Origin of the sequence: Actinopolymorpha sp. B9G3 (assembly GCF_040120725.1) — a bacterium.
GTDB lineage: Bacteria > Actinomycetota > Actinomycetes > Propionibacteriales > Actinopolymorphaceae > Thermasporomyces.
Map to the genome: position 1 here is coordinate 235,917 of NZ_JBEEAB010000005.1, position 26,001 is coordinate 261,917.

Annotated in this window: 21 protein-coding genes; 19 read left to right on the forward strand and 2 right to left on the reverse strand. The window is 68.3% G+C overall.

Going from position 1 to position 26,001, the window contains the following annotated elements:
* The first annotated feature begins 145 nt into the window (after nt 1–145).
* From dnaE to ABNF93_RS11700, 3 genes are read left to right on the forward strand one after another with little or no spacing between them, the layout of a single operon-like run.
* Nucleotides 146–3,673, forward strand: coding sequence for a DNA polymerase III subunit alpha (gene dnaE, locus ABNF93_RS11690; RefSeq protein ID WP_349327968.1), 3,528 nt, complete (start codon nt 146–148; stop codon nt 3,671–3,673).
* A 36-nt stretch (nt 3,674–3,709) separates the two neighbouring features.
* On the forward strand, nt 3,710–4,366 hold the full coding sequence (locus tag ABNF93_RS11695; protein WP_349327969.1) for a hypothetical protein: 657 nt from the start codon (nt 3,710–3,712) through the stop codon (nt 4,364–4,366).
* Nucleotides 4,367–4,411: 45 nt separating this feature from the next.
* The gene (locus ABNF93_RS11700) at nt 4,412–6,289 is read left to right on the forward strand and encodes a DUF3352 domain-containing protein (protein WP_349327970.1); all 1,878 of its coding nucleotides are present in this window, start codon (nt 4,412–4,414) and stop codon (nt 6,287–6,289) included.
* 144 nt (nt 6,290–6,433) lie between these two features.
* On the opposite strand, the gene ybaK is transcribed toward ABNF93_RS11700, so the two are convergent.
* A complete protein-coding gene (gene ybaK, locus ABNF93_RS11705; RefSeq protein WP_349327971.1) occupies nt 6,434–6,925 on the reverse strand; it encodes a Cys-tRNA(Pro) deacylase in 492 nt (163 codons plus the stop codon).
* Nucleotides 6,926–7,110: 185 nt separating this feature from the next.
* Here ybaK and ABNF93_RS11710 point away from each other — a divergent pair, with 185 nt between their 5' ends.
* The 16 genes from ABNF93_RS11710 to ABNF93_RS11785 all read left to right on the forward strand — a co-directional run bounded on the left by ABNF93_RS11710 (nt 7,111) and on the right by ABNF93_RS11785 (nt 24,739).
* Nucleotides 7,111–8,097, forward strand: coding sequence for an aldo/keto reductase (locus ABNF93_RS11710; RefSeq protein WP_349327972.1), 987 nt, complete (start codon nt 7,111–7,113; stop codon nt 8,095–8,097).
* Between the two features lie 171 nt (nt 8,098–8,268).
* Nucleotides 8,269–9,642 (forward strand): histidinol dehydrogenase, encoded by a 1,374-nt coding sequence (hisD, locus tag ABNF93_RS11715; protein ID WP_502877578.1) that lies wholly within the window; start codon nt 8,269–8,271, stop codon nt 9,640–9,642.
* 151 nt (nt 9,643–9,793) lie between these two features.
* Nucleotides 9,794–10,636 carry an inositol monophosphatase family protein gene (locus ABNF93_RS11720; protein WP_349327974.1) on the forward strand — a complete coding sequence of 281 codons (843 nt, stop codon included), beginning with the start codon at nt 9,794–9,796 and terminating at the stop codon, nt 10,634–10,636.
* A gap of 2 nt (nt 10,637–10,638) precedes the next feature.
* Nucleotides 10,639–11,721, forward strand: a complete 1,083-nt coding sequence (locus tag ABNF93_RS11725; RefSeq protein ID WP_349327975.1) for a histidinol-phosphate transaminase — start codon at nt 10,639–10,641, stop codon at nt 11,719–11,721.
* Nucleotides 11,718–12,428, forward strand: a complete 711-nt coding sequence (hisB, locus tag ABNF93_RS11730; protein WP_349327976.1) for an imidazoleglycerol-phosphate dehydratase HisB — start codon at nt 11,718–11,720, stop codon at nt 12,426–12,428. Before ABNF93_RS11725 ends, hisB begins: the two co-directional genes overlap by 4 nt.
* A complete protein-coding gene (locus tag ABNF93_RS11735; protein ID WP_349327977.1) occupies nt 12,428–12,577 on the forward strand; it encodes a CG2302 family histidine operon protein in 150 nt (49 codons plus the stop codon). The genes hisB and ABNF93_RS11735 overlap by 1 nt, the downstream gene beginning before the upstream one ends.
* A gap of 25 nt (nt 12,578–12,602) precedes the next feature.
* Nucleotides 12,603–13,241, forward strand: coding sequence for an imidazole glycerol phosphate synthase subunit HisH (hisH, locus tag ABNF93_RS11740; protein WP_349327978.1), 639 nt, complete (start codon nt 12,603–12,605; stop codon nt 13,239–13,241).
* A 118-nt stretch (nt 13,242–13,359) separates the two neighbouring features.
* On the forward strand, nt 13,360–14,091 hold the full coding sequence (priA, locus tag ABNF93_RS11745; protein ID WP_349327979.1) for a bifunctional 1-(5-phosphoribosyl)-5-((5-phosphoribosylamino)methylideneamino)imidazole-4-carboxamide isomerase/phosphoribosylanthranilate isomerase PriA: 732 nt from the start codon (nt 13,360–13,362) through the stop codon (nt 14,089–14,091).
* A gap of 306 nt (nt 14,092–14,397) precedes the next feature.
* Complete coding sequence (locus tag ABNF93_RS11750) at nt 14,398–16,743, forward strand: HAD-IB family hydrolase (protein ID WP_349327980.1); 2,346 nt, start codon at nt 14,398–14,400, stop codon at nt 16,741–16,743.
* Nucleotides 16,740–17,924 (forward strand): zinc-dependent alcohol dehydrogenase, encoded by a 1,185-nt coding sequence (locus ABNF93_RS11755; protein ID WP_349327981.1) that lies wholly within the window; start codon nt 16,740–16,742, stop codon nt 17,922–17,924. The genes ABNF93_RS11750 and ABNF93_RS11755 overlap by 4 nt, the downstream gene beginning before the upstream one ends.
* Entirely contained in the window at nt 17,921–19,501 is a 1,581-nt protein-coding gene (larAH, locus tag ABNF93_RS11760; RefSeq protein WP_349327982.1) for an NPN-dependent hydroxyacid isomerase, LarAH14/15/16 family, read from the forward strand. Before ABNF93_RS11755 ends, larAH begins: the two co-directional genes overlap by 4 nt.
* 7 nt (nt 19,502–19,508) lie before the next feature.
* Nucleotides 19,509–20,450, forward strand: a complete 942-nt coding sequence (locus ABNF93_RS11765; protein ID WP_349327983.1) for a lysophospholipid acyltransferase family protein — start codon at nt 19,509–19,511, stop codon at nt 20,448–20,450.
* Between the two features lie 153 nt (nt 20,451–20,603).
* Nucleotides 20,604–21,158 (forward strand): YbhB/YbcL family Raf kinase inhibitor-like protein, encoded by a 555-nt coding sequence (locus ABNF93_RS11770; protein ID WP_349327984.1) that lies wholly within the window; start codon nt 20,604–20,606, stop codon nt 21,156–21,158.
* Between the two features lie 435 nt (nt 21,159–21,593).
* Complete coding sequence (locus ABNF93_RS11775) at nt 21,594–22,886, forward strand: extracellular solute-binding protein (protein WP_349327985.1); 1,293 nt, start codon at nt 21,594–21,596, stop codon at nt 22,884–22,886.
* Nucleotides 22,887–23,864, forward strand: a complete 978-nt coding sequence (locus ABNF93_RS11780; RefSeq protein ID WP_349327986.1) for a carbohydrate ABC transporter permease — start codon at nt 22,887–22,889, stop codon at nt 23,862–23,864.
* Nucleotides 23,861–24,739: a carbohydrate ABC transporter permease gene (locus ABNF93_RS11785; RefSeq protein ID WP_349327987.1), complete on the forward strand. Its 879-nt coding sequence runs from the start codon at nt 23,861–23,863 to the stop codon at nt 24,737–24,739. Before ABNF93_RS11780 ends, ABNF93_RS11785 begins: the two co-directional genes overlap by 4 nt.
* 52 nt (nt 24,740–24,791) lie before the next feature.
* Here the strand turns inward: ABNF93_RS11785 and ABNF93_RS11790 are convergent, their stop codons facing one another.
* Nucleotides 24,792–25,961, reverse strand: coding sequence for a phosphatidylinositol-specific phospholipase C1-like protein (locus tag ABNF93_RS11790; RefSeq protein WP_349327988.1), 1,170 nt, complete (start codon nt 25,959–25,961; stop codon nt 24,792–24,794).
* Nucleotides 25,962–26,001 lie beyond the last annotated feature (40 nt).

The following is a 26,001-nucleotide window of genomic DNA, read 5'->3' on the forward strand; positions in this document are numbered from 1 at the left end:
GGAGCCGGTTCACCACCACTCGGCGGGGCGGCTTCGGCCTGTCGGCGGGTGGGCCTAGAGTCGGACTCTCTCCCCAGCCGGCGCCCCGCGCCACGGTCTTCCAGGCGGAGCTGTGGCGTAGGCGGAACAGGAGGCGCATCCGAGCATGGCCGATTCGTTCGTGCACCTTCACGTCCACACCGAATACTCCATGCTCGACGGCGCGGCGAAGCTCAAGGACATGTTCGCCGAGGTCGAGCGCCTGCAGATGCCGGCCGTCGCCATCACCGATCACGGCAACCTGCACGGTGCGTACGACTTCTTCACCAAGGCACAGGCGGCCGGGGTCACGCCGATCATCGGGCTCGAGGCCTACGTCGCGCCGGAGTCACGATTCCACAAGGCGCCGGTCCGGTGGGGTCACCAGCACCAGAAGGACGACGACGTGTCCGGTGCCGGTGCGTTCACGCACATGACGATCTGGGCGCGCAACGCCGAAGGTCTGCACAACCTCTTCCGGCTGCAGACCCGGGCGTCGATGGAGGGCTTCTTCCGCAAGCCACGCATCGACCGGGAGCTGCTGTCGGAACACTCCTCCGGCCTGATGGCCACCACCGGCTGCCCGTCGGGCGAGGTGTCGACCAAGATCCGGCTCGGCCAGGAGAAGGAAGCGCTGGAGGCGGCCGGTGACTTCCGGGACATCTTCGGCCGGGAGAACTTCTTCGTCGAACTGATGGACCACGGGATCGACATCGACAAGCGGGCGCGGGCCGGCCTGGAGAAGGTCGCCGGGGAGCTGGACCTGTCCTTCGTGGTGACCAACGACTCCCACTACACCTACGAGCACGAGTCGACCGCGCACGCCGCCCTCCTGTGCGTCCAGACCGCATCGACCCTGGTGGCGCCGACGTTCCAGTTCGAGGGGTCGGGCTACTACCTCAAGCCGGCCGAGGAGATGCGGGGCATCGACAGCTCCGAGGCGTGGCAGGCCGGTTGCCGCAGCACGTTGGCCATCGCGGAGCGGGTCGACACGGCGGGGATGTTCGAGACCCGCAACCTCATGCCGCGTCTCGACGTCCCCGAGGGCCACTCCGAGGAGTCGTGGTTCCGCGAGCAGGTCTGGAAGGGGATGGAGCGGAGGTTCCCGGACGGCTACCCCGAGGACTACCGCCAGAAGGTCGAGTACGAGATGAAGATCATCATCCAGATGGGCTTCCCGTCCTACCTTCTGGTGGTCTCTGACTTCATCATGTGGGCGAAGCAGAACGGCATCGCCACGACCACCCGCGGCTCGGCGGGCGGCAGCCTCGCCTGCTATGCGCTCGGCATCACCGACATCGACCCTATTCCGTACGACCTGATCTTCGAGCGCTTCCTCAACCCCGAGCGTGTCTCGATGCCCGACATCGACGTCGACTTCGACGAGCGTCGGCGTGGCGAGGTGATCCGCTACGTCAGCGAGAAGTACGGCGAGGACAAGGTCGCCTACATCGCGACGTTCGGCACGATCAAGGCCAAGGCCGCGATCAAGGACGCCTCGCGGGTCCTCGGCTATCCGTACGCGCTCGGGGACAAGATCACCAAGGCGATGCCGCCGGCGGTGATGGGCAAGGACGTCCCGCTCGCCGGCCTCTTCGACGACAAGCATCCGCGCTACAACGACGCCGGCGAGATCCGAGCGCTCTACGAGCAGGATCCCGACGTCAAGAAGGTGATCGACACCGGCCGCGGGTTGGAGGGCCTGATCCGCCAGACGGGCGTCCATGCCGCGGGGGTGATTCTCTCCTCGGAGCCGCTGATCGACCACGTGCCGATGATGAAGCGGGAGGCCGACGGGGCGATCATCACGCAGTTCGACTATCCGACCTGCGAGACGCTGGGCCTTTTGAAGATGGACTTCCTGGGCCTGCGCAACCTCACCATCTTGAGTGACGCGGTCAAGAACATCGAGTTCAGCCGTGGCGAGAAAGTCGAGCTGCTGGAGGTCCCGCTCGACGACAAGCCGACCTTCGAACTCTTCGCCCGCGGCGACAACCTCGGCATCTTCCAGATGGACGGTGCCGGCATGCGTTCGCTGCTGCGACTGATGAAGCCGGACAACTTCGGTGACATCTCCGCGGTTCTGGCGCTCTATCGGCCCGGCCCGATGGGTGCCAACGCCCACACCGACTACGCGCTCCGCAAGAACGGCCAGCAGGAGATCATCCCGATCCACCCCGAGCTGCGGGAGGTCGGCGAGAAGCACCTGGGCGAGACCCACGGCCTGATCGTCTACCAGGAGCAGGTGCAGCGGATCGCGCAGGAGGTCGCCGGCTACAGCCTGGGGCAGGCAGACCTGTTGCGCCGGGCGATGGGCAAGAAGAAGAAGGAGGTCCTCGACAAGGAGTTCGTCCCCTTCTCCGAGGGCATGCGCTCCAGGGGTTACTCCGACGGTGCCATCAAGGCGCTGTGGGACGTCCTCGTGCCGTTCTCCGACTACGCGTTCAACAAGTCGCACACCGTGGCCTACGGGCAGGTGGCCTACTGGACGGCCTACCTCAAGACCAACTACCCGGCCGAGTATTTCGCCGCCCTGCTGACGAGCGTGCAGGACGACAAGGACAAGATGGCGGTCTACCTGAACGCCTGTCGCCGGTCGGGCATCAAGGTGCTGCCCCCGGACGTCAACGAGTCCGCGTCCAACTTCACCCCGGTGGGCACCGACATCCGGTTCGGCCTCACCGCGGTCCGCAACGTCGGCCACAACGTCGTCGACGCCATCGTGGCCGCCCGTGAGGCCAAGGGCAGGTTCACCGACGCGGGCGACTTCATGGCCAAGGTACCGGCCACCGCCTGCAACAAGCGGGTCATCGAGTCGCTGGCCAAGGCGGGTGCCTTCGACTCGATGGGGCACCGCCGCCGGGCGCTCGTGCAGTGGCACGAGGACGCCGTCGACTTCTTTGTCGACCAGAAGCGCCAGGAGGCGATCGGTCAGGACTCGCTGTTCGGGTTCGGCGACAGTGACGACGGCATCGACGAGGCGTTGATGGCACCGCAGGTGCCCGACATCGGGGAGTGGGACAAACAGACCCTGCTTGCCCACGAGCGGGAGATGCTCGGGCTCTACGTGTCCGACCATCCGTTGTTCGGCATCGAGCACGTGCTCGCGAGCGCGTCCGACTGCACGATCGGCACGTTGCTGACCGACGAGGAACGCCCCGACGGGTCGATCGTCACCGTCGGCGGTCTCATCACCGGGATCTCGCGCAAGATGACCAAACGCGGCGACCCGTGGGCGATCGTCACCCTCGAGGACCTCGAGGGTGGGATCGACGTGATGTTCTTCCCGTCGACCTACCAGCTCACCGCGCTCCAGCTCACCGAGGACGCGGTGGTGGTGGTCAAGGGGCGGCTCGACCGGCGCGACGACACGCCCCAGCTGATCGCGATGGAGCTGTCGCTTCCCGACATCAGCGCCCAGCAGACCGGACCGGTCGCGATCTCACTGGCCCGCGAACGCTGCACCCCTCCAATCGTCGACCGGCTCAAGGAGATCTTCTCGACCCATCCCGGCATGACCCATGTGCATCTCCACCTGCGCTCGGAGAGCAAGACGCTCGTGATGCGGCTCGAGGACCGTTGGCGCGTCACGCCTTCTCCTGCGCTGATGGGTGACCTGAAGGCGCTCCTCGGGCCGGGGTGTGTCCCGTCCTGAGCTGACCTCAGCACAAGTCCTCTAGGATCTGGCCCGGTGACCACACCGACTCCTCCCAGCCCGGCGATTCCGCCCGAGCGGTCAGCGTTCGACGACGCCCACGGACACGCCGCTGAGGAGTCTCTGCCCGACCGGGGGCGACTTCGGGCGTGCATGGTGATCGTTCTCACGCTTGCGCTCGCCGGGGTCGGATGCGGGATCGCGTGGGCGGTGCTGGCGCCCGACATCGAGCTGATCATGACGCAGGTGGGTCCGCTCCCGGCGAGTGAGCTCGACGCCGGCCGGCTCGTGGCGATGGATTCGTGGTACGCCGTGCTCGCAGGAGTGATCGGGCTGATGCTCGGGGCCGTTCTCGCGACGTTCTTCCTCCGCCAGGGTGTGGTGATGGTCGTGGCGCTCATCGCCGGTGCCTGCCTGGCCGCCGTGCTGGCGTCGGCGGCCGGAAGTCTCGTCGCCAACGGCACGGTGGTCTGGACCGCGGACCCGGCCGCGACGGTCGACACGACCGTGGCGGCACCGTTGCGACTCCATGCGTACGGCTACCTGTTCGCCTGGCCGATCGCGGTGCTGGCTCCCGTCGTACCCCTCGCGTGGCTGGGGTGGTTAGATGACGACCTGCCGGCCGGCATCTCCGCGACGTCACTATCCACAGGTCGCCCGACGGGTCAGCAAGAACCACCAGCTCTGCGCTAGTTTCGTTCAGTCCATCTATTCCGCACCGCCTCGGGGGTGTCCTCCTTGTCGCACGACCAAACACCGCACGATCCTGGTCGACCCGGCTACTCACCGCCGGGTGGTCCCGCCGGACCAGGCGGCCAGCAGCCCTACGGTCCAGGACCCGGCCAGGGAGGTCAGCAAGGGTACGGTCAGCCGGCTCAGGGTCAGCAGCCCTACGGTCAGCCGCAGTATGGTCAGTCACAGCAGGGCCAGCCGCCGTACGGTCAGCAGCCGTACGGCCAGCCGGGCTACGGTCAGCAGCAGGGCCAGCCAGGTTACGGCGGACCGGAGCAGGGCGGGCCCGGCGGCTATCCCAGCGGACCCGGACAGCCACCTGGTGGCCCGGGCGGACCCTGGAACCCTGGTGGTGCGCAGTACGCGCCACCGGTCGAGCCGGAGCGTCGCGGACCCCGGTGGCTGATCATCGCACTCGCTGCAGTGCTCGTCGTGTTCATCGGCGGTGGCGCATGGGCGGTCGCCGCGATGCGCAACAACGGCGGCCAGCCCGAGCAGGTTCTGCCCGGCAGCGCCGTGGGTTACCTCCGCGTCGACCTCAACCCGTCGACCGAGCAGAAGCTCAACATCCTCGGCTTCGCCCGGAAGTTCCCCGACGCCAAGGACCGCCTCGGCAGCGGTGACGACCTCCGCGAGGCATTGTTCGAGGCGATCAAGTCCGACGACGAGGACCTGAAGGACGTCGACTACGCCACCGACATCGAGCCGTGGCTCGGCGACCGGCTCGGCGTGGCTGTCATGCCCGGCACCGACGGCAAGGACGAGGACGCGGTCGCCGCCGTGCAGATCAAGGAGGACGAGGAGACCGTCAGGGCAGCCCTCGACAAGCTGACGTCAGACGACGACAAGACAGGCTACGCGTTCGTCGACGGTTATCTCATCGTCGCCGACACGCAGGCGGAGGCAGACAGGTACGCGAAGGCCGGAGCGGAGACACCGCTCGCCGACGAGCAACAGTTCAAGGACGACATGGACGCACTCGGCGAGTCGGGCGTCATGTCGTTCTGGGCTGACGCGGCCAAGCTCTCCGAGCTGGGCGGTGACGGGGCAGCGCTCCAGCAGCTCCCGATCGGCCCGGCCAAGTCGCCCGGACGGATCGTCGGTGCGCTGAGCTTCGAATCCGATGCCCTGCAGCTCAAGGCCGTCTCCCGTGGCGCTGATGTGCCGGAGCTCAGCACCTCGGGCATCAAGCTCGCGGAGCTTCCCGCCACCACCGCCGTTGGCATGTCCGTCGCCGGCGCGGGTCCAGCGTTCGAGCAGGCCTGGCCGCAGCTGCAGAAGCTGGTGCAGCAGGCTGGCCAGGGCGACCAACTCGACTCGTTCGTCCGGGCGGCGGAACAGCAGTTCGGGATCAAGCTTCCCGCCGATGTGGTGACCCTGCTCGGCGAGGAGCTGACGATCGGGATCGACGAGCGTGGGCTGGAGGACGCGATTCCGAGCGGGGTCGCTTCAAGTTCGTCGGGAACGTCGGAACCGGGAGCTGCCGGACTGCCGATGGTCGGGCTCAGGTCCACCACCGATGTGGCCAAGGCGAAGCCGCTGCTGCCGAAGATCGACCAGATGATCGCGGCGACGGGCGCCCCGATCGAACTGGGCAGCGCGACCGGGTCTGACGCTGTCGCGATCGCCACCACCCAGGAATACGCTGACGAGCTGGTCGCCGGCGGTGACCTGGGGTCCAGCGAGAGCTTCAAGGCGGCGGTGGCCGACGGCAGTGACGCCCAGTTCGGCCTGTTCGCCGACCTCGACAAGCTCGAGAAGCTGTATCTCCAGGCGGTTCCTGAGGAAGAGCGCGGCAACCTCGAGCCGCTCAAGGCCTTGGGTGTGTCCGGTTCGACAACGGCCGACGGTGGGACCTTCACCGTCCGGGTGTTGGTCAACTGACCGGTCGAGCCCAGCTCACCAGGCGAAGCGAAACCCGATGGCGGCCGGGACTCCCGGCCGCCATCGGCTTTTCCGACCCAGCCGCCGGCAATCGACTGACTGACGACCGCGTTGGCACCTCGGGCGATCCGGGTTGCGAGGCGGTCAGGGCGCGGCTGCCACGCGGCTTGTTCGGGCGTCGGTGAGGCGGATCAGGTCGGACGGGGCGAGCTCGACCTGGAGCCCACGGCGTCCGGCCGATACGTAGAGCGTGGGATGCCGCAGGGCGCTCTCGTCCACGACCGTCGACAGTCGGCGCCGTCCACCAAGCGGGCTGATCCCGCCCACGACGTAGCCGGTGGCGCGTTCGGCGTCGGCGGGATCAGCCATGCGAATCCGCTTGTGGCCCAGCTCGGCGGCCAACGCCTTGAGGTCGAGCGTCGCGCTCACCGGCACGACCGCGACACAGAGGCCGTCCTCGGACTGACCCAGGAGGGTCTTGAAGATCCTCTCCGGTGAGACGCCGAGGGCATCCGCGGCTTCCATGCCGTACGCCCGAACCGAGGCGTCGTGGTCGTACGGATGCAGTGTGTAGGACACCCCGGCCCGACGCAGGGCCACGACGGCCGGTGTGGGTTGTGCGGTCTTCTTCGCCACCGGCCCAGTGTCCCCTGTCAGAAGGGCGACCGCGAATCTCTGCCCGAGGGCATTGGTGTCCTCCCATTTGGTACGGAATCGTCGGGCGGGATTGGCTCGGGTGCGAGGGGCGGATCCGCTCTTAGGCTTCCACCGGCCCCTGGTGGGTTTGGGCACAGGAGAGGGACGCCGAGGAAGGAACGCGGATGGAATATCGCACGATCGGCAACGATCCGAAGACACGTCGCGACGTCAGCGTGCTGAGTCTCGGCGCCATGCTGTTCGGCACGGCCACCGACGAGGCGACGTCGTTCGCGATCCTCGACCGCTACGTCGAGGCTGGCGGCACGTTCATCGACACGTCCAACAACTACGCGTTCTGGCAGGACGGTGGCCAGGGTGGGCAGAGCGAGGAACTGCTCGGCCGATGGATCCGTAGCCGCAACGTCGGGAACGAGATCGTCATCGCCACCAAGCTCGGCGCCCGGCCACTCGCGCCCGGTACGAGCTATGTCGACAACGCGGAAGGCCTTTCCGCCAAGGTGATCCGTGAGTCCGCCGAGCGCAGTCGGAAACGACTCGGCGTGGACAAGCTGGACCTGCTCTACGCCCACATCGAGGATCCGGGAACTCCGCTTCAGGAGACGGTCGAAGGTTTTGCGCAGCTCGTCGCCGACGGCACCGTCGGTCTGCTCGGGGTGAGCAACCACTGGGCGTGGCGGGTCGAGCGCGCCCGGAACCTCGCGGCGACGGCGGGACTGCCTGGTTACGAAGTCCTGCAGTACAGCTACAGCTACCTGCGCCAGCGGACCGATCTGCCGGGCGAGCTGTCCCCGGACGGCGACTACGGCGCGGTCGGGAGGGATCTGCTCAGCTACCTGCGGGAAGAGCCGGGCCTCACCCTCGTCGCGTACTCCCCGCTGCTGTCCGGTCGGTACGTACGCGACGACAAGCCATTCGGGCCGGAGTTCGACCACGCCGGAACGCCAGTACGCCTGGCCGCGCTCCGCGAGGTGGCCGCGGAGACCGGTGCCACGCCGAACCAGGTCGTCCTGTCGTGGTTGATCGGAGGCGACATCCCGGTCATTCCGCTGGCTGGCGCGTCCTCGCTCGCTCAGCTGAACGAGAACCTTGTCGGTGTCGACCTGAAGCTCACGTCGGAGCAACGCGCCAAGCTGGACGCAGCTCATTAGCCCGCCGGTAGCCGTCCCGGCTCGCGGCGGGGAGCCGGAAGGGCGCGCCACCAACCTCGCATTTCGGCTTCACCCGGTCTGGCCCTCATCGTCCGCCTTGTGAGCCTGCGGGTCGCGCCATCTGGTGAGGAGCGGGGCGGTCCTGCGGGGCCCTCTAGACTCGGTGGGGTGATGCGTCGTATCGATCTCCGTGGCCGGCTCGCCCGAGGCGAGGCCCTTGACTATCGCGCGCTCGTCCCGCGCGCGGAGTTCGACGTGGAGGCAGCCATCGACGAGGTGCGCCCCATCGTCCAAGACGTCCGCCATCGTGGCGTCGAGGCACTCCTGGACATCGCGAGCCTGGACGGCGTGGAGATCACCGACCTGCGGGTTCCACAAGGCGCCCTGGCGAGCGCTCGGGAGCAGCTCGACCCGGAGCTGCAGGCGGCGTTCGAGGAGTCGATCCGCCGGCTCCGGGTGGTGAGCGAGGCCGAGCTGGAGCGTGACCCGACCGTCGAGGTGGCACCGGGCGGGCGTGTGACACAGCGGCTGGTTCCGTATCGCCGGATCGGGCTGTACATTCCCGGCGGGATCGCGCCGCTGGCGTCGACCGTCGCGATGAACGTCGTTCCCGCCCAGGTCGCCGGCGTCGAGTCGATCGCGCTGGCGTCCCCGGCGCAGAAGGAGTTCGGCGGGCTGCCACACCCGACGATCCTCGCCGTCTGCTCCCTTCTGGGCATCGACGAGGTCTACGCCATCGGCGGGGTCGGTGCGGTGGCGATGTTCGCCTACGGCACCGAGCAGTGCCCCGCCGTCGACTTCGTGGCCGGCCCGGGCCGGATCACCACCGTGGCTGCCAAGCGCCTGCTCAAGGGAGTTGTCGGCATCGATTCCGAGGCCGGGCCCACCGAGATCGCGATCCTCGCCGACGACACCGCCGACCCGGCCTACGTCGCCGCCGACCTGATCAGCCAGGCAGAGCACGATCCGATGGCGGCGAGCGTGCTGGTGACGCCGAGTGAGTCGCTGGCGGTGGCGACCGAGCGGGAGCTCGAACACCAGGTTCCGGCCGCGAAGCACAACCAGCGGATCACGGCCGCGCTGTCGGGGGAACAGTCCGGCATCGTCCTCGTCGATGATCTCGAGCAAGGTCTCGCCGTTGTCGACTCCTATGCCGCCGAACACCTCGAGATCCACACCGAGGACGCGGAGATCTGGGCCTCGCGGGTACGCAACGCGGGTGCCATTTTCATCGGGCCGTGGGCGCCGGTGTCGCTGGGCGACTACTGCGCCGGCTCCAACCACGTCCTGCCGACCGGTGGCTGTGCGTGCCATTCATCGGGGCTGTCCGTACGTAGCTACCTCAAGGCCGTCCACGTGATCGCGTACGACCAGGGGGCGCTGCGCGACGTGGCGGGGCATGTCGTCGCCATGGCGGATGCGGAGGACCTGCCGGCGCACGGTACGGCGGTGCAGGTCCGGTTCGCCGGACAGCCCGGGTCCACTGGGCATCCCGGATCCGCTGGGCATTCCAGGTTCACTGGGCATCCCGATGGGTATGCCTGAGTGCCCACCCGCCCACGACCCGCGCGTTCTGCGCGACGCCGAGCCAGCGGAACACACCGAGCCAACGGAAGACACCGAGCCAGCGGAACACACCGAGCCAACGGAAGACACCGAGCCAACGGAAGACACCGAGCCAACGAAACGAGTTCTCATGACCCCACCGGCCGATGACCGGAACCCCGCCGACGCGACTCGCACCGACCTCACGCCCTCGGAGGTGGCGAATGTCAACGGGGACCTGCGCGACCTCGCACTCGCCGCCGCGCAGGCGGGTGCGCACGCCATCCTGCGGGAGCTGCGCAACGGAAAGGTCGAGGTCGAGACCAAGTCCCACGACGCCGACTTCGTGACGACCGCGGACAAGGCGGCCGAGCGGGCGATCCTGCGGATGGTGCTGGCTGTCCGACCCAACGACGCCGTGCTCGCGGAGGAGTCGGGTATGCACGCCGGCGACAGCGGTGTCCGCTGGCTGGTCGATCCGCTCGACGGAACGATGAACTTCGTCCACCGCCGTCATGACTACGCCGTCTCCGTCGGGGTCGAGCAGGCCGGGCGGATGGTGGCCGGTGCGATCGTACGCCCGGCGGACGGGCAGTGGGCGGCGGCCGGGGGAGACGAGGCGTTCGGGCGGGATCTGACGCCGAAGATCTCCGCGACCGCCGACCTCACCGACTCCCTGGTCGGCATCGGCCTGCCGAGCCCCATGGAGCAGCGGGTCCGCGTCCATCACTTCCTCGGCGATCTCATGCACGCGGCGCGCGACTACCGGCGGAGTGGATCGTCGGCCTGTGAGCTGTTGTCGGTGGCTCTGGGGGCGCAGGAGGGTTACCTGGGCTTCGGTGTCAACATGTGGGATGTCGCCGCCGGGATCGCGCTGGTGGATGCGGCCGGCGGCACCAGCCAGTGGGTGACGACGGCGACCGGGCTCGAGGTGCTGGTCGCAGGTACCCCGCAGGTCACGGAGACCCTCGTCGGAATGGTGAAGGTGATCTGAGGATGGGCCAGACCTTGGCGGATCTGCCGCTCCGGGACGAGCTGCGCGGTGAGGAGCCCTACGGAGCGCCGCAGCTCGACGTCCCGGTCCTGTTGAACGTCAACGAGAATCCCTACCCGCCCTCGGACGCTGTCGTCGCCGACATCGCGGAGTCGGTCGCGGAGGCGGCCCGCGGGCTCAACCGCTATCCCGACCGGGAGGCGCTGGGGTTGCGGTCAGACCTCGCGGCGTACCTCGGCCACGACCTCACACCGGCCCACGTGTGGGCGGCGAACGGGTCCAATGAGGTGATGCTGCAGATCCTGCAGGCCTTCGGCGGTCCGGGTCGGCTGGCGCTGTCGTTCGCACCGACGTACTCCATGTATCCGGAGTACGCCCGCGACAGCTGCACCACCTGGCTGACCGGGCGCCGGGCCGAGGACTTCACGTTGGACCCCGGCCACGTGGTCGAGCAGATCCGTACGCACCAGCCGGCGGTGGTCCTGCTCGCCTCGCCGAACAACCCCACCGGCACGGCGTTGTCGCTCGACCTGATCGAGACCGTGTGCGGTGTGGCGCCGGGGATCGTGGTCGTCGACGAGGCGTACGCGGAGTTCCGCCGGGACGGCACACCCAGCGCGCTGACTCTCCTGCCCGCCTATCCCCGGCTGATCGTCACCCGCACGATGTCCAAGGCGTTCGCCCTCGCCGGAGGCAGGCTCGGCTACCTCGCCACGGACCCGGCGATCGTCGATGCTCTGCGCATCGTGCGACTGCCCTACCACCTGTCCGCCGTCACCCAGGCGGTGGCGCGGGCGGCGCTGCGGCACACCGGCGAGCTGCTCGCCCGGGTCGCCGAGCTGCGGGAGCGGCGCGACGAGACAGTCGAGTGGCTTCGCGGGCTGGGTCTGACTGTCGCCGACACCGATGCCAACTTCGTACTGTTCGGGACGTTCGACGACCGCCACGCGCTCTGGCAGGGCCTGCTCGACAAGGGCGTCCTGATCCGGGAGACCGGGCCGGCCGGCTGGCTGCGGGTCTCGATCGGCTCGACGGAGGAGATGGCGGCCTTCCGGACGGCCCTGCGGGAGGTGCTCGGACGGTGAGCACGGCGAGGGGTAGCGGGCGTCGTACGGCGAGGATCGAGCGGACGACCAAGGAGAGCAAGGTCGTCGTCGAGCTCGACCTCGACGGCAGCGGGCGCGTGGACGTGTCCACCGGCGTACCGTTCTACGACCACATGCTCGACCAGCTCGGCCGGCACGGGCTCTTCGACCTCACGGTCCGCGCGCAAGGCGACGTTGACGTCGATGTCCACCACACCGTGGAGGACACGGCGATCGTGTTGGGGCAGGCGTTTCGCGAGGCGTTGGGTGACAAGCGGGGTATCCGGAGGTTCGCCGACGCGACCGTACCGCTGGACGAGGCGCTCGTGCACGTGGTCGTCGACGTGGCCGGCAGACCCTACTGCGTCCACACCGGGGAGCCGGACGGTCAGGCTTACGCCATGATCGGTGGCCACTTCACCGGGTCCCTGACACGGCACGTGCTGGAGACATTGGCGTTCCACGCGGTGATCTGCCTGCACGTCCGGGTGCTCGCCGGGCGGGATCCGCACCACATCGTCGAGGCACAGTTCAAAGGTCTCGCCCGCGCGCTCCGCGACGCCGTGGCGCTCGACCCGCGCGAGACCGGGGTGCCCAGCACCAAGGGCACGCTCGATCCGCGCGATGGCGACGCCGGCGAGGGCGGCGCTGGCGAGGGCGGCGCTGGCGAGGGCGGCGCTCCCGCGCAGCGGAAGGGAACGTTCTGATGCAGTTTCTGTACTTCGCTCTGGCCGGGGTGCTGTTCGGCGGCGTGATCGCGACGTACCGGCAGAGGCGGCCGATCTGGGTGTCGCTCATTCTGCTCGTCCTGGCGGGTGTGTTCCTGTGGATCGGGCAGAAGGAGATGAGCCTGTGACCGCGTTGATCTCTGGTAGCCGCCGATGAACGCACCGAAGGTGGTCGTGCTCGACCACGGGTCGGGCAACCTGCGTTCGGCCGAGCGAGCGCTCGTCCGGGTCGGTGCCCAGGTCGACGTCACGGCGGACTACGGGGCCGCGATGGACGCTGACGGGTTGGTGGTGCCGGGCGTCGGCGCGTTCGCGGCCTGCATGAGCGGCCTGCGTGCGGTGCGCGGCCACCAGCTGATCGGCCGCCGTCTCGCCGGCGGACGGCCGGTGCTCGGCATCTGCGTCGGCATGCAGGTCCTGTTCGACCGTGGTGTCGAACACGGCGTCGAGGCCGAGGGGTGCGGCGAGTGGCCGGGAACCGTCGAACGACTGAAGGCGCCGATCGTCCCGCACATGGGCTGGAACGTCGTCGAGCCTCCTACCGGCTCGGTGCTCTTCGCCGGCATCGAGGACGAGCGTTTCTACTTCGTCCACTCCTATGCCGTACGCCACTGGGAGCTGTCGGGTGGTGGCCCGTTCCGGGATCCACTGGTGACCTGGACGCCGTACGACGGTGACCGGTTCGTGTCGGCGGCGGAGAACGGTCCGCTGTCGGCGACCCAGTTCCACCCGGAGAAGTCCGGCGACGCCGGCGCCCAACTCCTCGCCAACTGGCTCGCCACCCTCCGCTGACCAGCCTCCGATCTGACCAGGCGCCGCTGACCAGGCTCCGAGCCAGCAGATCGACCGACTGGCCCCCGATCCGACCGCTCTCAGGCGGGCCGTCAGACGAAAGGTAGCCTCGCGGACCATGAGCCTCGTACTTCTCCCCGCGGTGGACGTCGTTGGTGGCCAGGCGGTCCAGCTTGTCCAGGGTCGAGCCGGTTCCGGCGGCCAGTACGGCAGCCCAGTTGACGCCGCTCTCGCCTGGCAGCGGGCAGGTGCGGAATGGGTCCACCTGGTCGATCTCGACGCGGCGTTCGGACGCGGTGACAACCGCACCCTGCTCGCCGAGATCATCAACCGGCTGGCGGATCTCGGTGTCAAGGTCGAGTTGTCAGGTGGTCTCCGCGACGACGACGCGTTGCACTGGGCGATGGGCACGGGATGCGCTCGGGTCAACATCGGCACGGCCGCGCTGGAGAATCCCGAGTGGTGTGCGAAGGCGATCGCGGAGTACGCCGACCGGGTGGCGATCGGGCTCGACGTCCGCGGCCGCACACTTGCGGCCCGCGGATGGACACAGGAAGGCGGTGACCTGTTCGAGACGCTCGCCCGGTTGGACGGCGAGGGGTGCGCGCGTTATGTCGTCACCGACGTCAACAAGGATGGCATGCTGCAGGGGCCGAACCTCGAACTGCTGCGTTCGGTGTGTGCGGCCACGGACCGGCCGATCATCGCGTCCGGTGGAGTGTCGACGCTCGACGACCTGCGGGCGATCGCCGGCGTGGTACCGCTCGGGGTCGAGGGGGCGATCGTGGGCACCGCGTTGTACGCAGGCGCTTTCACCCTCGAGGAGGCGCTTGCGGCGACCCGGGGCTAAGGGCGCCGGTTCCATGATCATGAAGGAAATTCGGTCCATACGACCACAGGACCTTCATGATCACGATCATGATCACGGACCTGGGGCGGTTCAGAGACCCCGGCCTACCACGTGCAGATGATCACCGGCGCCTGACCCCTGGTCAGCCCACCCGCACACCGTTTCCGGCCGCCAGTCGTGGGCGGCTCGGAGGGTGGCCGAGGTCGTCGGGATATGGTGTGGCGAACCGGCACCTAGTGCACGACACCCCAGTGCACTCTCGGGTCCGTCGGCGACGGCCAGCAGCCTCGATCAAGGGGGAGACGCGTGCAGCTCAGGGAGCGCCTCGGGGGGAAGCGGATGCTTCTCACCGGTGTCACCGGCTTCGTCGGCGAAGCCCTTCTGCACCGCATTCTCGGGGAGCTGCCCGACACGCACGTGGTCGCCCTCGTCCGGCGCAAGGGCTCGCTCACCGGCCGCGCCCGGATGGAACAGCTCCTCGCCAAGCCCATCTTCGAGTCGGCCCGCGAGCAGTACGCAGGCGAGGCCGGCGCCCTCATAGACGCCCGGATCACCGTCCTCGAAGGCGACCTCGCCGACGTCCCCGAACTGCCGGCCGACCTTGACATCGTGATCCACTGCGCGGGTGACGTGTCGTTCGACCCTCCGATCCACGAGGCGTTCGAGACCAACGTGCTCGGCACCGAGCGGCTGCTGCGCAGGATCCTCGACAGTGGCAGCGATCCGCACTACGTCCATGTGTCCACCGCCTACACGGCCGGTCGCCGGCGGGGCGCGATTCCCGAGGCGAGCGTCGAGCACGACGTCGACTGGCGTACGGAGGCCAGGTGGGGCATCGCGATGCGCGACCGGATCGAGGAGACGTCGAGGTCACCTGGCGTCCTCTCGCGCCTGCGCAGGGAGGCCGAGCGGGAGCACCGGCGCGCCGGGCCGATCACCTCGGCCCAGGACGCCGAACGCCGGCGCAAGGAGTGGGTCGACAAGAAGCTCGTGCAGGCCGGTGGGGAACGGGCGCGGTCGCTCGGGTGGACCGACGTCTACACCTTCACCAAGGCGATGGGCGAGCGGGTCGTCGAGGAGATCGCCGCGCCGTTGCCCGTGACGGTCGTCCGACCCAGCATCATCGAGAGCGCACTGCAGATCCCGCATCCCGGCTGGATCGAGGGCTTCAAGATGGCCGAGCCGCTCATCCTCGCCTACGGCCGGGGCGAGCTGCCGGAGTTCCCGGCCAGCCCGGACGGCGTCGTCGACATCGTGCCCGTCGACCACGTGGTCGGAGCGACCCTGGCCGCGGCCGCCGCGCCGCCCGCGCCGGGCAGTCCGGCGTATTTCCACGTCTCGTCCGGCGGGCGCAACCCGTTGACGTTCAGCCGGCTCTACGAGCTGGTGCGGGCGTACTTCGACGAGAACCCCTTCGACATGAGCGAGCGTGGCGCGGTCCGGCTCCCGACGTGGCGGTTCCCCGGCGGTGAGAACGTCGACCGGCTGCTCGTCATGAGCGAACGCGCCCACAAGGTGGCCGACTGGGCCGTCCGGCACGCCCCGCGCGGCGAACGTATCCGCAAGATCGCCCGCGAGCTCGACCAGCAGCAACGTCGGCTCGACTTCCTGCGCCGCTACCTCGACCTCTACCGGCCCTACGCCGAGGCCGAGCTGCACTTCACCGACGACAAGACGATGGAGCTCTTCCGTAGTCTCGAGGCCGAAGACCAGGAGGCGTTCGCGTTCGACACGTCCGTCTTCGACTGGAAGCACTACCTCGTCGACGTGCACTGTCCGAGTGTCACGGCGTCGATGCGGCAGTACGACGTCGTACGCCGGCGCCGGGGCCGCAGCGCCCCCACCGTGGCGAAGGAGCTTCCGCAGGGTGGAGAGATCCTGGCGGCCTTCGACATGGACGGCACGCTGCTGTCGAGCAACGTCGTCGAGACCTACCTGTGGCTCCGCCTGCCCGAGCTGGGCCGTGACGGCAAGCTTCGCGAGGTCGCGACGATGCTGCGCAAGCTGCCCGGCTTCCTTGCCGCTGAACGCCGGGACCGGGGCGGATTCCTCCGCGCGGTCTACCGTCGCTACCGGGGCGCCGACCTCGCCGAACTGGAGCGGGTCGTCGACGAGGTGCTTGCCCAGCACGTTCTCGAACGCGTGTCCGCCGCGGCCCTGCGTCGCGTCCGCGCTCACCGCGCGGCCGGGCACCGCACGATCCTCATCACCGGGGCGATCCGGCCGCTGACCCGGCCGCTGTCGGAGCTGTTCGACGAGATCGTTGCCGCCGACCTGGCCGTCGACGAGCACGGGCGCTGCACCGGCTACCTTTCCTCACCACCGCTGGTGGGGGAGTCGCGGGCAGCGTGGCTCAAGTGGTACGCGGGCCAGAACGGATTCGAGCTGCCGCGTTCCTATGCCTATGCCGACAGCCATTCCGACCTGCCGCTGCTGCGGGCCGTGGGCCGGCCGGTGGCCGTGAGCCCGGACGTCCATCTGTGGCGGGAGGCGCGCAAGGGACGATGGCCGGTCGAGGACTGGCGTACCTCCAGCGCGGTCTCGCGACTGACGATGCCGACCCGTGAGTTCGGTACCGAGGAGTTCGGCACCCGGCCGCCTGGTGCACCTGACGTTGGCGCCCGCGAGTCCAGGGGGGAGCTCCGCTCATGATGCTCGCTCTCGAGATGTACCGCTCGCTTCCCCGCTACATCGCCGCCCGTGCGATGGGGGGCCGGATCCCCGGCATCCTCACCGGTCCCGCCGCGCCCGTACGCCTGGTCACCCGCGACGAGCCGCGCCTGGCCGCGCCGGGATGGGCCCGGGTCAAGCCTGTCCTGTCGGGGATCTGCGGCTCGGACCTCGGCGCGCTGTTCGGCCAGACCAGCCTCTACTTCTCCGCCCTCGTGTCGATGCCGTTCGTCCCCGGCCACGAGGTCGTGGGGGTCCTGCAGGACGACTGCGACGACCTGCCGAAGGGCACCCGGGTCGTGCTCGACCCCGTACTCTCCTGCGCGGCGCGTGGGGTGGAGCGGTGCGAGTCCTGCGCTTCCGGGCAGACCAACCGCTGTGACCGGATCACGGTTGGGCACGTCTCGCCGGGACTCCAGACCGGCTACTGCGCCGACACGGGCGGCGGCTGGGGCGGCGTCCTCGTCGCCCACCGCAGCCAGCTCCACGCCGTTCCGGAAGGACTGTCCGACGAGCGCGCGGTTCTGGTGGAGCCGTTGGCCTGCGCTGTCCACACCGCCCAGCGCGCCGAAGTTCCGGACGGTGGTTCGGTGCTGGTGTCGGGCGCCGGTGCGGTGGGGCTCTTCGCCACCCTGGCGCTGCGGGAGCTCACGAACGCCGGCCGGATCAGTGTCGTGGCGAAGCATCCTCGGCAGCGGGAGCTCGCCAAGGCGTTCGGGGCGTCGGACATCGTGGCTCCGGACGAGGTGCCGGCGCGGGTACGCCGTGCGACGCAGGCGTTCCGGCTCGCCCCGGAACGCAGCGCGGAGTTCCTGCTCGGCGGCGTCGACGTCGCGGTCGACGCGGTGGGCAGCAAGGACTCCCTCGGCACGGCTCTGCGGGTGACGAAGGCGGGCGGCCGGGTGGTCGTCTCGGGGATGCCGTCGACCGGCGCCGACCTGTCACCGGTGTGGTTCCGCGAGCTCACCGTCGCGGGAAGCTACGCGAGCCGGGGTGGCGACGCGTTCGACAAGGCATTCGACCTGGCGGCATCCGCGTCCCTCGACGGGGTGGTCGGGGGCAGGTACCCGCTCTACCGCTGGCGGGAGGCGCTCGACCATGCGCACTCGGCAGGAAGGTTGGGCACGGTGAAGGTGGCGTTCGATCTAAGGAGCAGCAGGTGAGCCGACCAGGATTCGTACTCGAGGTCGACGACCGCACTCCGCCGCTCCTCGTCCACGAGGGCGAGGGGTTCCGGCTGGAGAAGTTCCCGATCGGGACCAGGGTCGTGTACTCACCGGAGTCGCTGCCGGGCCTGCACGACGTCGACGGCGCGATCCGGCAGGCGCTGGAGAGCCCGCAGAACTCTGAACCGCTTCGCGCGTTGCTCCGGCCCGGCATGAAGCTGACGATCGCCTTCGACGACGTCTCGCTGCCACTGCCTCCGATGCGGCGTCCCGACATCCGGCAGCGGGTGATCGAACAGGTTCTCACCTTGGCCGCGGAGGCCGGTGTCGACGACGTGCAGATCATCGCCGCGCTGGCGCTGCACCGGCGGATGATGCCGAGTGAGCTGCAGCACGCGCTGGGGGAGCGGGTCTACCGTTCGTTCGCGCCCGACGGCCTGCTGTACAACCACGACGCCGAGGATCCCGACAACCTGGAGTTCATCGGGACCACCGACCACGGCGAAGAGGTCGAGATCAACAAGCGGGCCGCGACGTCGGACCTGCTGGTCTACGTCAACATCAACATCGTCCCGATGGACGGCGGCCACAAGTCGGTGCCGATCGGACTCGCGTCCTACCGCTCGCTGCGACACCACCACAACACCCACACGATGGTGCACTCCCGGTCCTTCATGGACGCGGAGAAGTCCGCCATGCACCACTCCGCCTGGCGGATGGGGCGGCTGCTCAAGGACCACGTCAAGATCTTCACGATCGAGACGACACTCAACAACAACGTCTTCCCGGCGCCGTACGAGTTCATGAACAAGCGCGAGTGGGAGTGGAGCGTCCGTGACCAGGCGTCGATGCTTGCCGCCAGGCGCGGACTCGCGGTGGCGCCGAGCAAGCTCAAGAGCCGGATCTTCCGCAACGTGCGCTCGCCGTACGGCATCACGGGGGTGCACGCCGGTGAGACCGAGGCCGTGCACGAGAAGACCCTGGCGAACGTCTTCCGCCAGCAGGCGGTCGAGGTCCAGGGCCAGAGCGACGTCCTCATCATGGGCGTGCCCTACCTCGGGCCATACAACGTCAACGCCGTGATGAATCCGATCCTCGCCACCTGCATGGGACTCGGGTACTTCTTCAACTCCTACCGCGGCCAACCCCTTGTGCGTAAGGGCGGAGCGGTCATCCTCTACCACCCGGTGCCGTACGAGTTCAGCCAGCTGCACCACCCGAGCTACGTCGACTTCTTCGAAGAGGTGCTGGCCGAGTCGACCGACCCGGCGACGATCGAGCAACGGTTCGAGAAGCAGTACGCCACCGACCCGTGGTACATCCACCTCTACCGCACGTCGTACGCCTACCACGGTGTCCATCCGTTCTACATGTGGTACTGGGCGGCACACGCCATGGACCACGTGGGTGACGTGGTGTGGGTCGGCGGCAATCGCAAAGCCGTGCAGCGGATGGGATTCCGGTCGGCGTCCACCCTGGCCGACGCGCTGGAGATGGTGAGCGGCACGGTGGGGTCCTCGCCGTCGATCACCTACACCCACAACCCGCCGCACCTCATCTCGGATGTGCGGTGATCCGGTCGTGAGCGGCAACGGAAGCAGGAACCCAGCGCGTTTCGTCAAGGAGACGGTGCGGGAGGTACGCCTGGTCGCCCGCGGCTGGCGGTGGGGGCGCCGACCTCTGGTGCCGCGGAGCGCCGAGCCGTACCAGCTGCCCAAGCCACAGTCGATCTTCCCCACCGCATGGGCGCGCAAGCCGGCGGCCAACGCCGTCCGCGACGTGGTACAGCGTGCTGGGCTCCGCCCGTTGTTGCGTTCGACGGTGACGCCGCAGGCAACGGGACTCGACGTGTTGACGAGGGTCCGGACACCGGTGCTGTTCGTCGCCAACCACACCTCCCACCTCGACACGCCGCTCATCCTGTGCTCGCTTCCCGACGAGTGGCGACGGCGGACTGCCGTGGCTGCCGCGGCGGACTACTTCTTCGACACCTGGTGGCGGGCCACCGGATCGGCGATGGTGTTCAACACATTCCCGATCGAGCGGCGTGGCGGCACGCTCTCGGCGACGCCGGGCGACCTGCTCGACGAGGGCTGGAACGTCGTCGTCTATCCGGAGGGCACCCGATCGCCTGACGGTTGGGGTGGGCGGTTCCGGATGGGCGCCGCCTGGCTTGCCGTCGAGCACAACGTGCCCGTCGTGCCGATCGGGATCCGCGGATCGTACGCAGCGATGCCGCGCGGGCGGGGCTGGCCACGACCCGGGCGCCTGCCGGTGCGGGTGCGCTTCGGTGAACCGATCTGGCCGGGTGACGACGAGTCGCCGCGCGTGTTCAGCCCGAAGATCCGCGCCGCTGTGGCGCGACTCCTCGACGAGGACGCGACGAACTGGTGGGACGCGACCCGCCGGGCGGCACGGGGAGAGACACCTGACCCGTCCGGTCCGCCTGTGGCGTCGTGGCGGCGGATCTGGGCCCAGACCGCTCCACCGGTGGAAGGTCGTCGCCGCGGCGCCTGGAAGTGACGAGCTGCTCCTCCCGTCGTGACAGGCTACGCACGCACGTAGCGCTTTCGGCTGCCGCGCCCGTTGGCGGCCTGGGTTTCGATGAGGGGCACCTTCATCCAATAGGTTGGGACGAAGGGACCCTTCATCCACTCAGACTGCCGGAGGACTTCGATGAGCAAGAGGCAGGCACCGTTCGACGTCAACCCGTACGACTTCCTGCCGGAGGTGCCGGCATTCTCTCTGGCGAGCACGGACATCTCCGATGGCTGGAGCCTGCCAACGCCTCAGCTCTCGGGCATCTTCGGCGCCGGAGGGGAGGACACGTCGCCTCAGCTGGCGTGGACCGGGTTTCCCGAGCGCACCCGGAGCTTCGCGGTGACCGTCTACGACCCGGACGCCCCGACGGCGAGCGGCTTCTGGCACTGGGTCGTCTACAACCTCCCGGTGAGCGTGACGGAGCTGCCGACGGGCGCGGGCGCTGCTGACGGTGCCGGGCTGCCGGCGGGGGCGGTGACGCTCACCAATGACGCGGGTCTGAAGCAGTACCTCGGGGCGGCACCACCGGCGGGCCACGGCGCGCATCGGTATTTCTTCGTCGTCCACGCCGTCGATGTCGAGGCTCTCGACCTGCCCGACGGCGCGTCGCCGGCCTTGCTGGGTTTCAACCTCTTCATGCACACGCTGGCCCGGGCCACGTTGGTCGCGACCTATGAGAACGCCTCCTGACGCGCGTTCCTGACGGCCGATAATTTCCGGAACACCGCAACGGCCTGACGGGCCCGCCCCGCCCGGAATCCTGGCTCAAGCGTGCTCGAAGTGTGTCATTCAGAATGCTTGACCGTACCCGAAATGCAGTTGTAGCGTGCCCGACATCACCGAAAATACCGCGCAGTAGCCGAAACTTTCGGTTCGGTTCCAGGTGCCTCCGTACCCGCCCCAGGCGCGGTTACCTCGGCGCCTGTGGTGACGAGGAACGTCGTGAACGCAAGACCACCCGGCCCGCTTCAGGAGAGTTCCGGAGAGCTTTCGACTCGGGGCGTGCGGCGAGGCCCGTCGTGGTGGCGTGAATGGCGGCCGGTACCAGGGAGACCGCCCGAGGGACGACTGAGCCGACCCGCTCACTGTCGAACCGACGGAGGACAGGCTCGAAGGAGAACAATGATGTCGTTCAACCGGCGCCTCTCGGCGTTGTTCGCGGCAGGGGCCTTGGCGCTTGCAGCCGCCTGCGGTGGTAACGGGGCTGGATCCTCGAGTGACAAGACGATCGACTGGTGGCACATCCAGAGCGAAGAGCCGATGAAGTCTGTCTGGGCCAAGATGGCCAAGGACTTCGAGAAGTCCCATCCTGGCGTGCAGATCAAGATCACCGCTCTGCAGAACGAACCGTTCAAGGCGAAGATGACGACCGCAGGCCAGTCCGGAAACCCGCCTGACCTCTTCCAGTCGTGGGGAGGCGGCGTCCTGCAGCAGCAGATCGATGCCGGGCTGGTCAAGGACCTCACGAACGACGTCAAGCCCTGGGTCGACTCCGTCTCTCCCACCGCGAGGGAGGCCTACACGATCGACGGGAAGATCTACGGCATTCCCTTCGACACGGGCATGGTGGGGTTCTGGTACAACAAGAAGCACTTCGCCACAGCCGGAATCTCCGAGCCGCCGGCCACCTGGACCGAGTTCCTCGACGCCGTCAAGAAGTTGAAGGCGGCCGGCATCACACCGATCGGCCTTGCTGGCAAGGAAAAATGGCCGGGCCACTTCTATTGGACCTATCTCGCGATGCGCCAGGCCGGCAAGGCCGGGCTCGATGCGGCGATCGCGGACGGCTCCTTCGACGGCCCTGACTTCGTGAAGGCCGGCGAGAACCTCGCGGCACTCGCCGCCCTCGACCCCTTCCAGAAGGGTTTCCTCGGGGCACCGTACGGCGAGGGGGCCGAGAGCCAGGCCGCGTTGATGGGCAACGGCAAGGTCGCCATTGAACTCATGGGCCAGTGGGCGCCGGCAACCCAGACCGGAGCGTCCGGTCGAGAAGAAGAGCGGGGAATCGGTGACGATCTCGGGTTCTTCCCCTTCCCCGCTGTCGAAGGTGGCAAGGGTGCTCAGACCGAGATTCTCGGTGGTGGCAACGGGTTCGCGGTCGGCGGGAACGCGCCACCGGAGACGGTCGAGTTCCTCGAGTTCATCATGAAGCCGGAGAACTACCGCGTCGCGGTCGAGAATGGTAGCTACATCCCTGTAGTCGAGGGCACCGACGACGCCTACCCCGACGAGCGGGTCCAACCCCTGTTGGAGACGGTCAGTGAGGCAACGGCGTTCCAACTCTACCTCGACCAGGCCTACCCGCCCGCCGTCGGTGAGACGATCAACGACAGCACGGCGGCGCTCATCGCAGGTGAGATGACGCCTGACGATGTGGCGAAGGCCATCGCCGACACGGCGAAGAAGGAAATCCAGTAGATGACCGCGACACAGATGGCGGCGGCCGAGACTGGCTCGGCCGCCGCCCTGTCTCGCACCCGGGTGCGCCGCGGTCGCCGGGACCTGGTGACGATCTGGCTCTTCGTCCTCCCGGCGCTGGTGCTGTTCGTGCTGCTGGTGCTGGCGCCCATGCTCGTCGCGATGTACACCAGCCTGTTCGACTGGAACGGCTACGGAGGACTGCCGACCGACTTCGTCGGGTTGGGAAACTTCACCAGGATGGCAGGCGACGAGGTCTTCCTCGGCGACCTCGGACGTGGCGGACTGATCATCGGTCTCTCGCTGGTGCTCCAACTGCCGATGTCGCTCGGCATCGCCCTGCTGCTCAACCAACGACTGCCGGGCAGGGCGGTCTTTCGGCTGGTGTTCTTCGCGCCGTTCGTCCTCTCCGAGGCCATCACGGGCGCGCTGTTCACGATGATCTTCTCGCCCGAGACCGGCCTCGCGAACTATCTCTTGAGGACCGTCGGACTGGATGAGTGGCAGTCGACGTGGCTCGCCGACCGGTCCATCGTGATGTACGTCCTGTTCTTCGTCATCACCTGGAAGTACTTCGGCTTCCACATGATCCTGTACCTGGCCGGCCGCCAGGGCATCCCGAACGAACTTCTCGAAGCGGCCGCGATCGACGGCGCAGGCACCTGGAAAGCCTTTCGGCACGTGACCTTCCCGTTGCTGGGCCCGACGATCCGGATCACCATCTTCCTGTCGGTCATCGGAGCCCTCCAGCTCTTCGACCTGGTCTGGTTGATGACCCAGGGCGGGCCGGTCGGCGCGTCGGAGACGATGGCGGTCACGATGTACCAGTACGGCTTCGTCCGTTGGGAAGTCGGCTACGCCAGCGCGATCAGCATCATGATGTTCCTCCTCAGCCTCGTCTTCGCGCTTGGGTACCAACGCTTCGTCATGCGTCGCGACACCGCGGGCGCGATCACCGGAATGCGAGATCACCGATGAGCAACGCAACAGTCCCGGCGGTGGAGACACCGTCGCGTCGCGGCGCGCGGGCGAGGGCCCTGATCCGCTCTGTCGTGCTCTACGCCCTTGTCGCGGTGGTCGGGTTGTTCGTGGTCGTGCCGCTGTTCTACGCGGTCGTGGGCGGATTCAAGGACAACGGCCAGCTCTCGACGAATCCCGTCGGTCTGCCATCGCCGTGGAACGTCGAGAACTACACCGGCATCCTTGCGTCGCTGCAGTTCTGGGGTCCGCTCTGGAACAGCGTGTTCATCGCGTTGATGACCACCCTCGTCACGGTCGGGACTTCGGCGGCGGCGGCGTACGTCTTCGCGCGGTTCGCGTTCCGCGGCAGGGAGATCCTGTTCATGGTGTTCGCGATCGGACTGATGTTCCCGTTCGCGGTGGCGATCCTGCCATTGTTCATCATGCTCCGGACCATGGGTCTGCTGGACAACCCGTGGGGGGTGATCCTGCCTCAGGCGGCATTCGGCCTTCCGGTGACGATCATCGTCCTGCGGGGGTTCTTCCGGGAGATCCCGAGTGAGATCGAAGAGGCCGCCACGCTGGACGGGTGTGGTGCGTTCGGGTTCTTCTGGCGGATCCTGCTGCCGATGGCGCGTCCAGCGCTCGCCACCGTGTCGGTGCTCGCGGTCGTCGGCAGTTGGAACAACTTCTTCCTGCCACTGGTGATCTTCAACAGCCAGGAGTTGTGGACCATCCCGGTGGCGATCCAGCAGTTCCAGGGGGAGTACACCGGCGACACGGCCCGGATCCTCGCCTACATCACCCTGGCGATGGTGCCGGCGCTCGCGTTCTTCGGTTTCGCCGAACGCCAGCTGATCGGCGGCCTCGCCAGCGGGGCTACCAAGGGCTGAGCCGCACCCGCGGCCCAGCCCACGGTCGTCACCTCGACGGCCTACCGCCGGGTCAGCGCTCCAACCCTTTGTCGCGGCAGAAGCTGGGTGCCGAGACCGGGTTGCACCGTACGACGGCGCCACCGGGAAGCTCGGCCACGAAGTCGCTGTCCCAGCGCGCGGCCATACCCACCGTCGGGAAGTCCGTCGTGATCAGCTGCGCACCACTGTCAAGAGCCGTACGCACCCTGCTGAACTCCTCGTTCTTCACGGTGGCGAAGGGTTCGTCCGACCGCGTACGGATGAAGTAGCCCCGACGCACGAGGTCCTGGATCGCCGCGGTGTTGGCACCACGGGGGTCGTTGATCTGGGTGATGGCCGCGTCCGGAGCGCCGATGTCGCCCCGGGTGAAGACGGCGCGACCCTCGAGGTTGGGCCGGCCGTCGAGGTACATCTCGCGGATGCCGCCACCGTTGTCGAAGAAGAACAGGACCTTCCCGCGGGCCCACGACAGCGTCGGCCAGCCGTGTTGGAGCACGGACTGCTCGAGCGTGAGGCCGGGCCGCCGGAGGTCGTCGGCGGTGATGAGTTCGGTCTCGGTGAAAACCGAGCGGATCTCGGCGTCGACCGCGTCCAGCAGGCCGGCGTCCCAGGGCGGGCTCACCGCGCCGCCGAGCTGCTCCCAACGGTCGTCGGTCTGCTTCAGCTCGAGCTGCAGGATGATCGGGACGTGTCCCGGATTGGCCTTCGACCACGTCCGCACCTGCGTCAGGCAGCGGACGAAGGTCCGGCACGTCGTGGTGTAGTCCACATCCGGCACGTGTTGCACCTTCATGCCGGGAGCGGCCATGTCCGGGTCGTCGATCGGGCCGAGCCCGGCGCGCTGGCGGGGGAGCGGGAACTCGTAGAGGCCGCCCTCGGGGTCGGGCAGCAGGTCGAGCTCGACGTGGCGCACGTTCTGCCGTTCCAACAGGTCCGGGATCGAGGCGTGGGAGTAGTAGGACCACTGCGGCAGCCCTGGGTCGATCTTCAGTGCCTCGGCCAGCTCGGCACCCTGCATCTCGCGGTGATAGCCGTTGTGCGCCCCCATGAACTGGATCTGGTTCATGCGTACGTCGTCGTCGCTCGCGCTCGGGCGGAGCTCGGCGGGCTCACCACCGCGAACGAAGGGGACGACACTCAGCGCGGCGACAGTTGCTGCGACAGCCACCGCGGTCACGCCGATCCGGGCAAGTGCGGGCATGCGATTCCCTCCCTGTGATGACACGTCCGCTCAGCCTCGC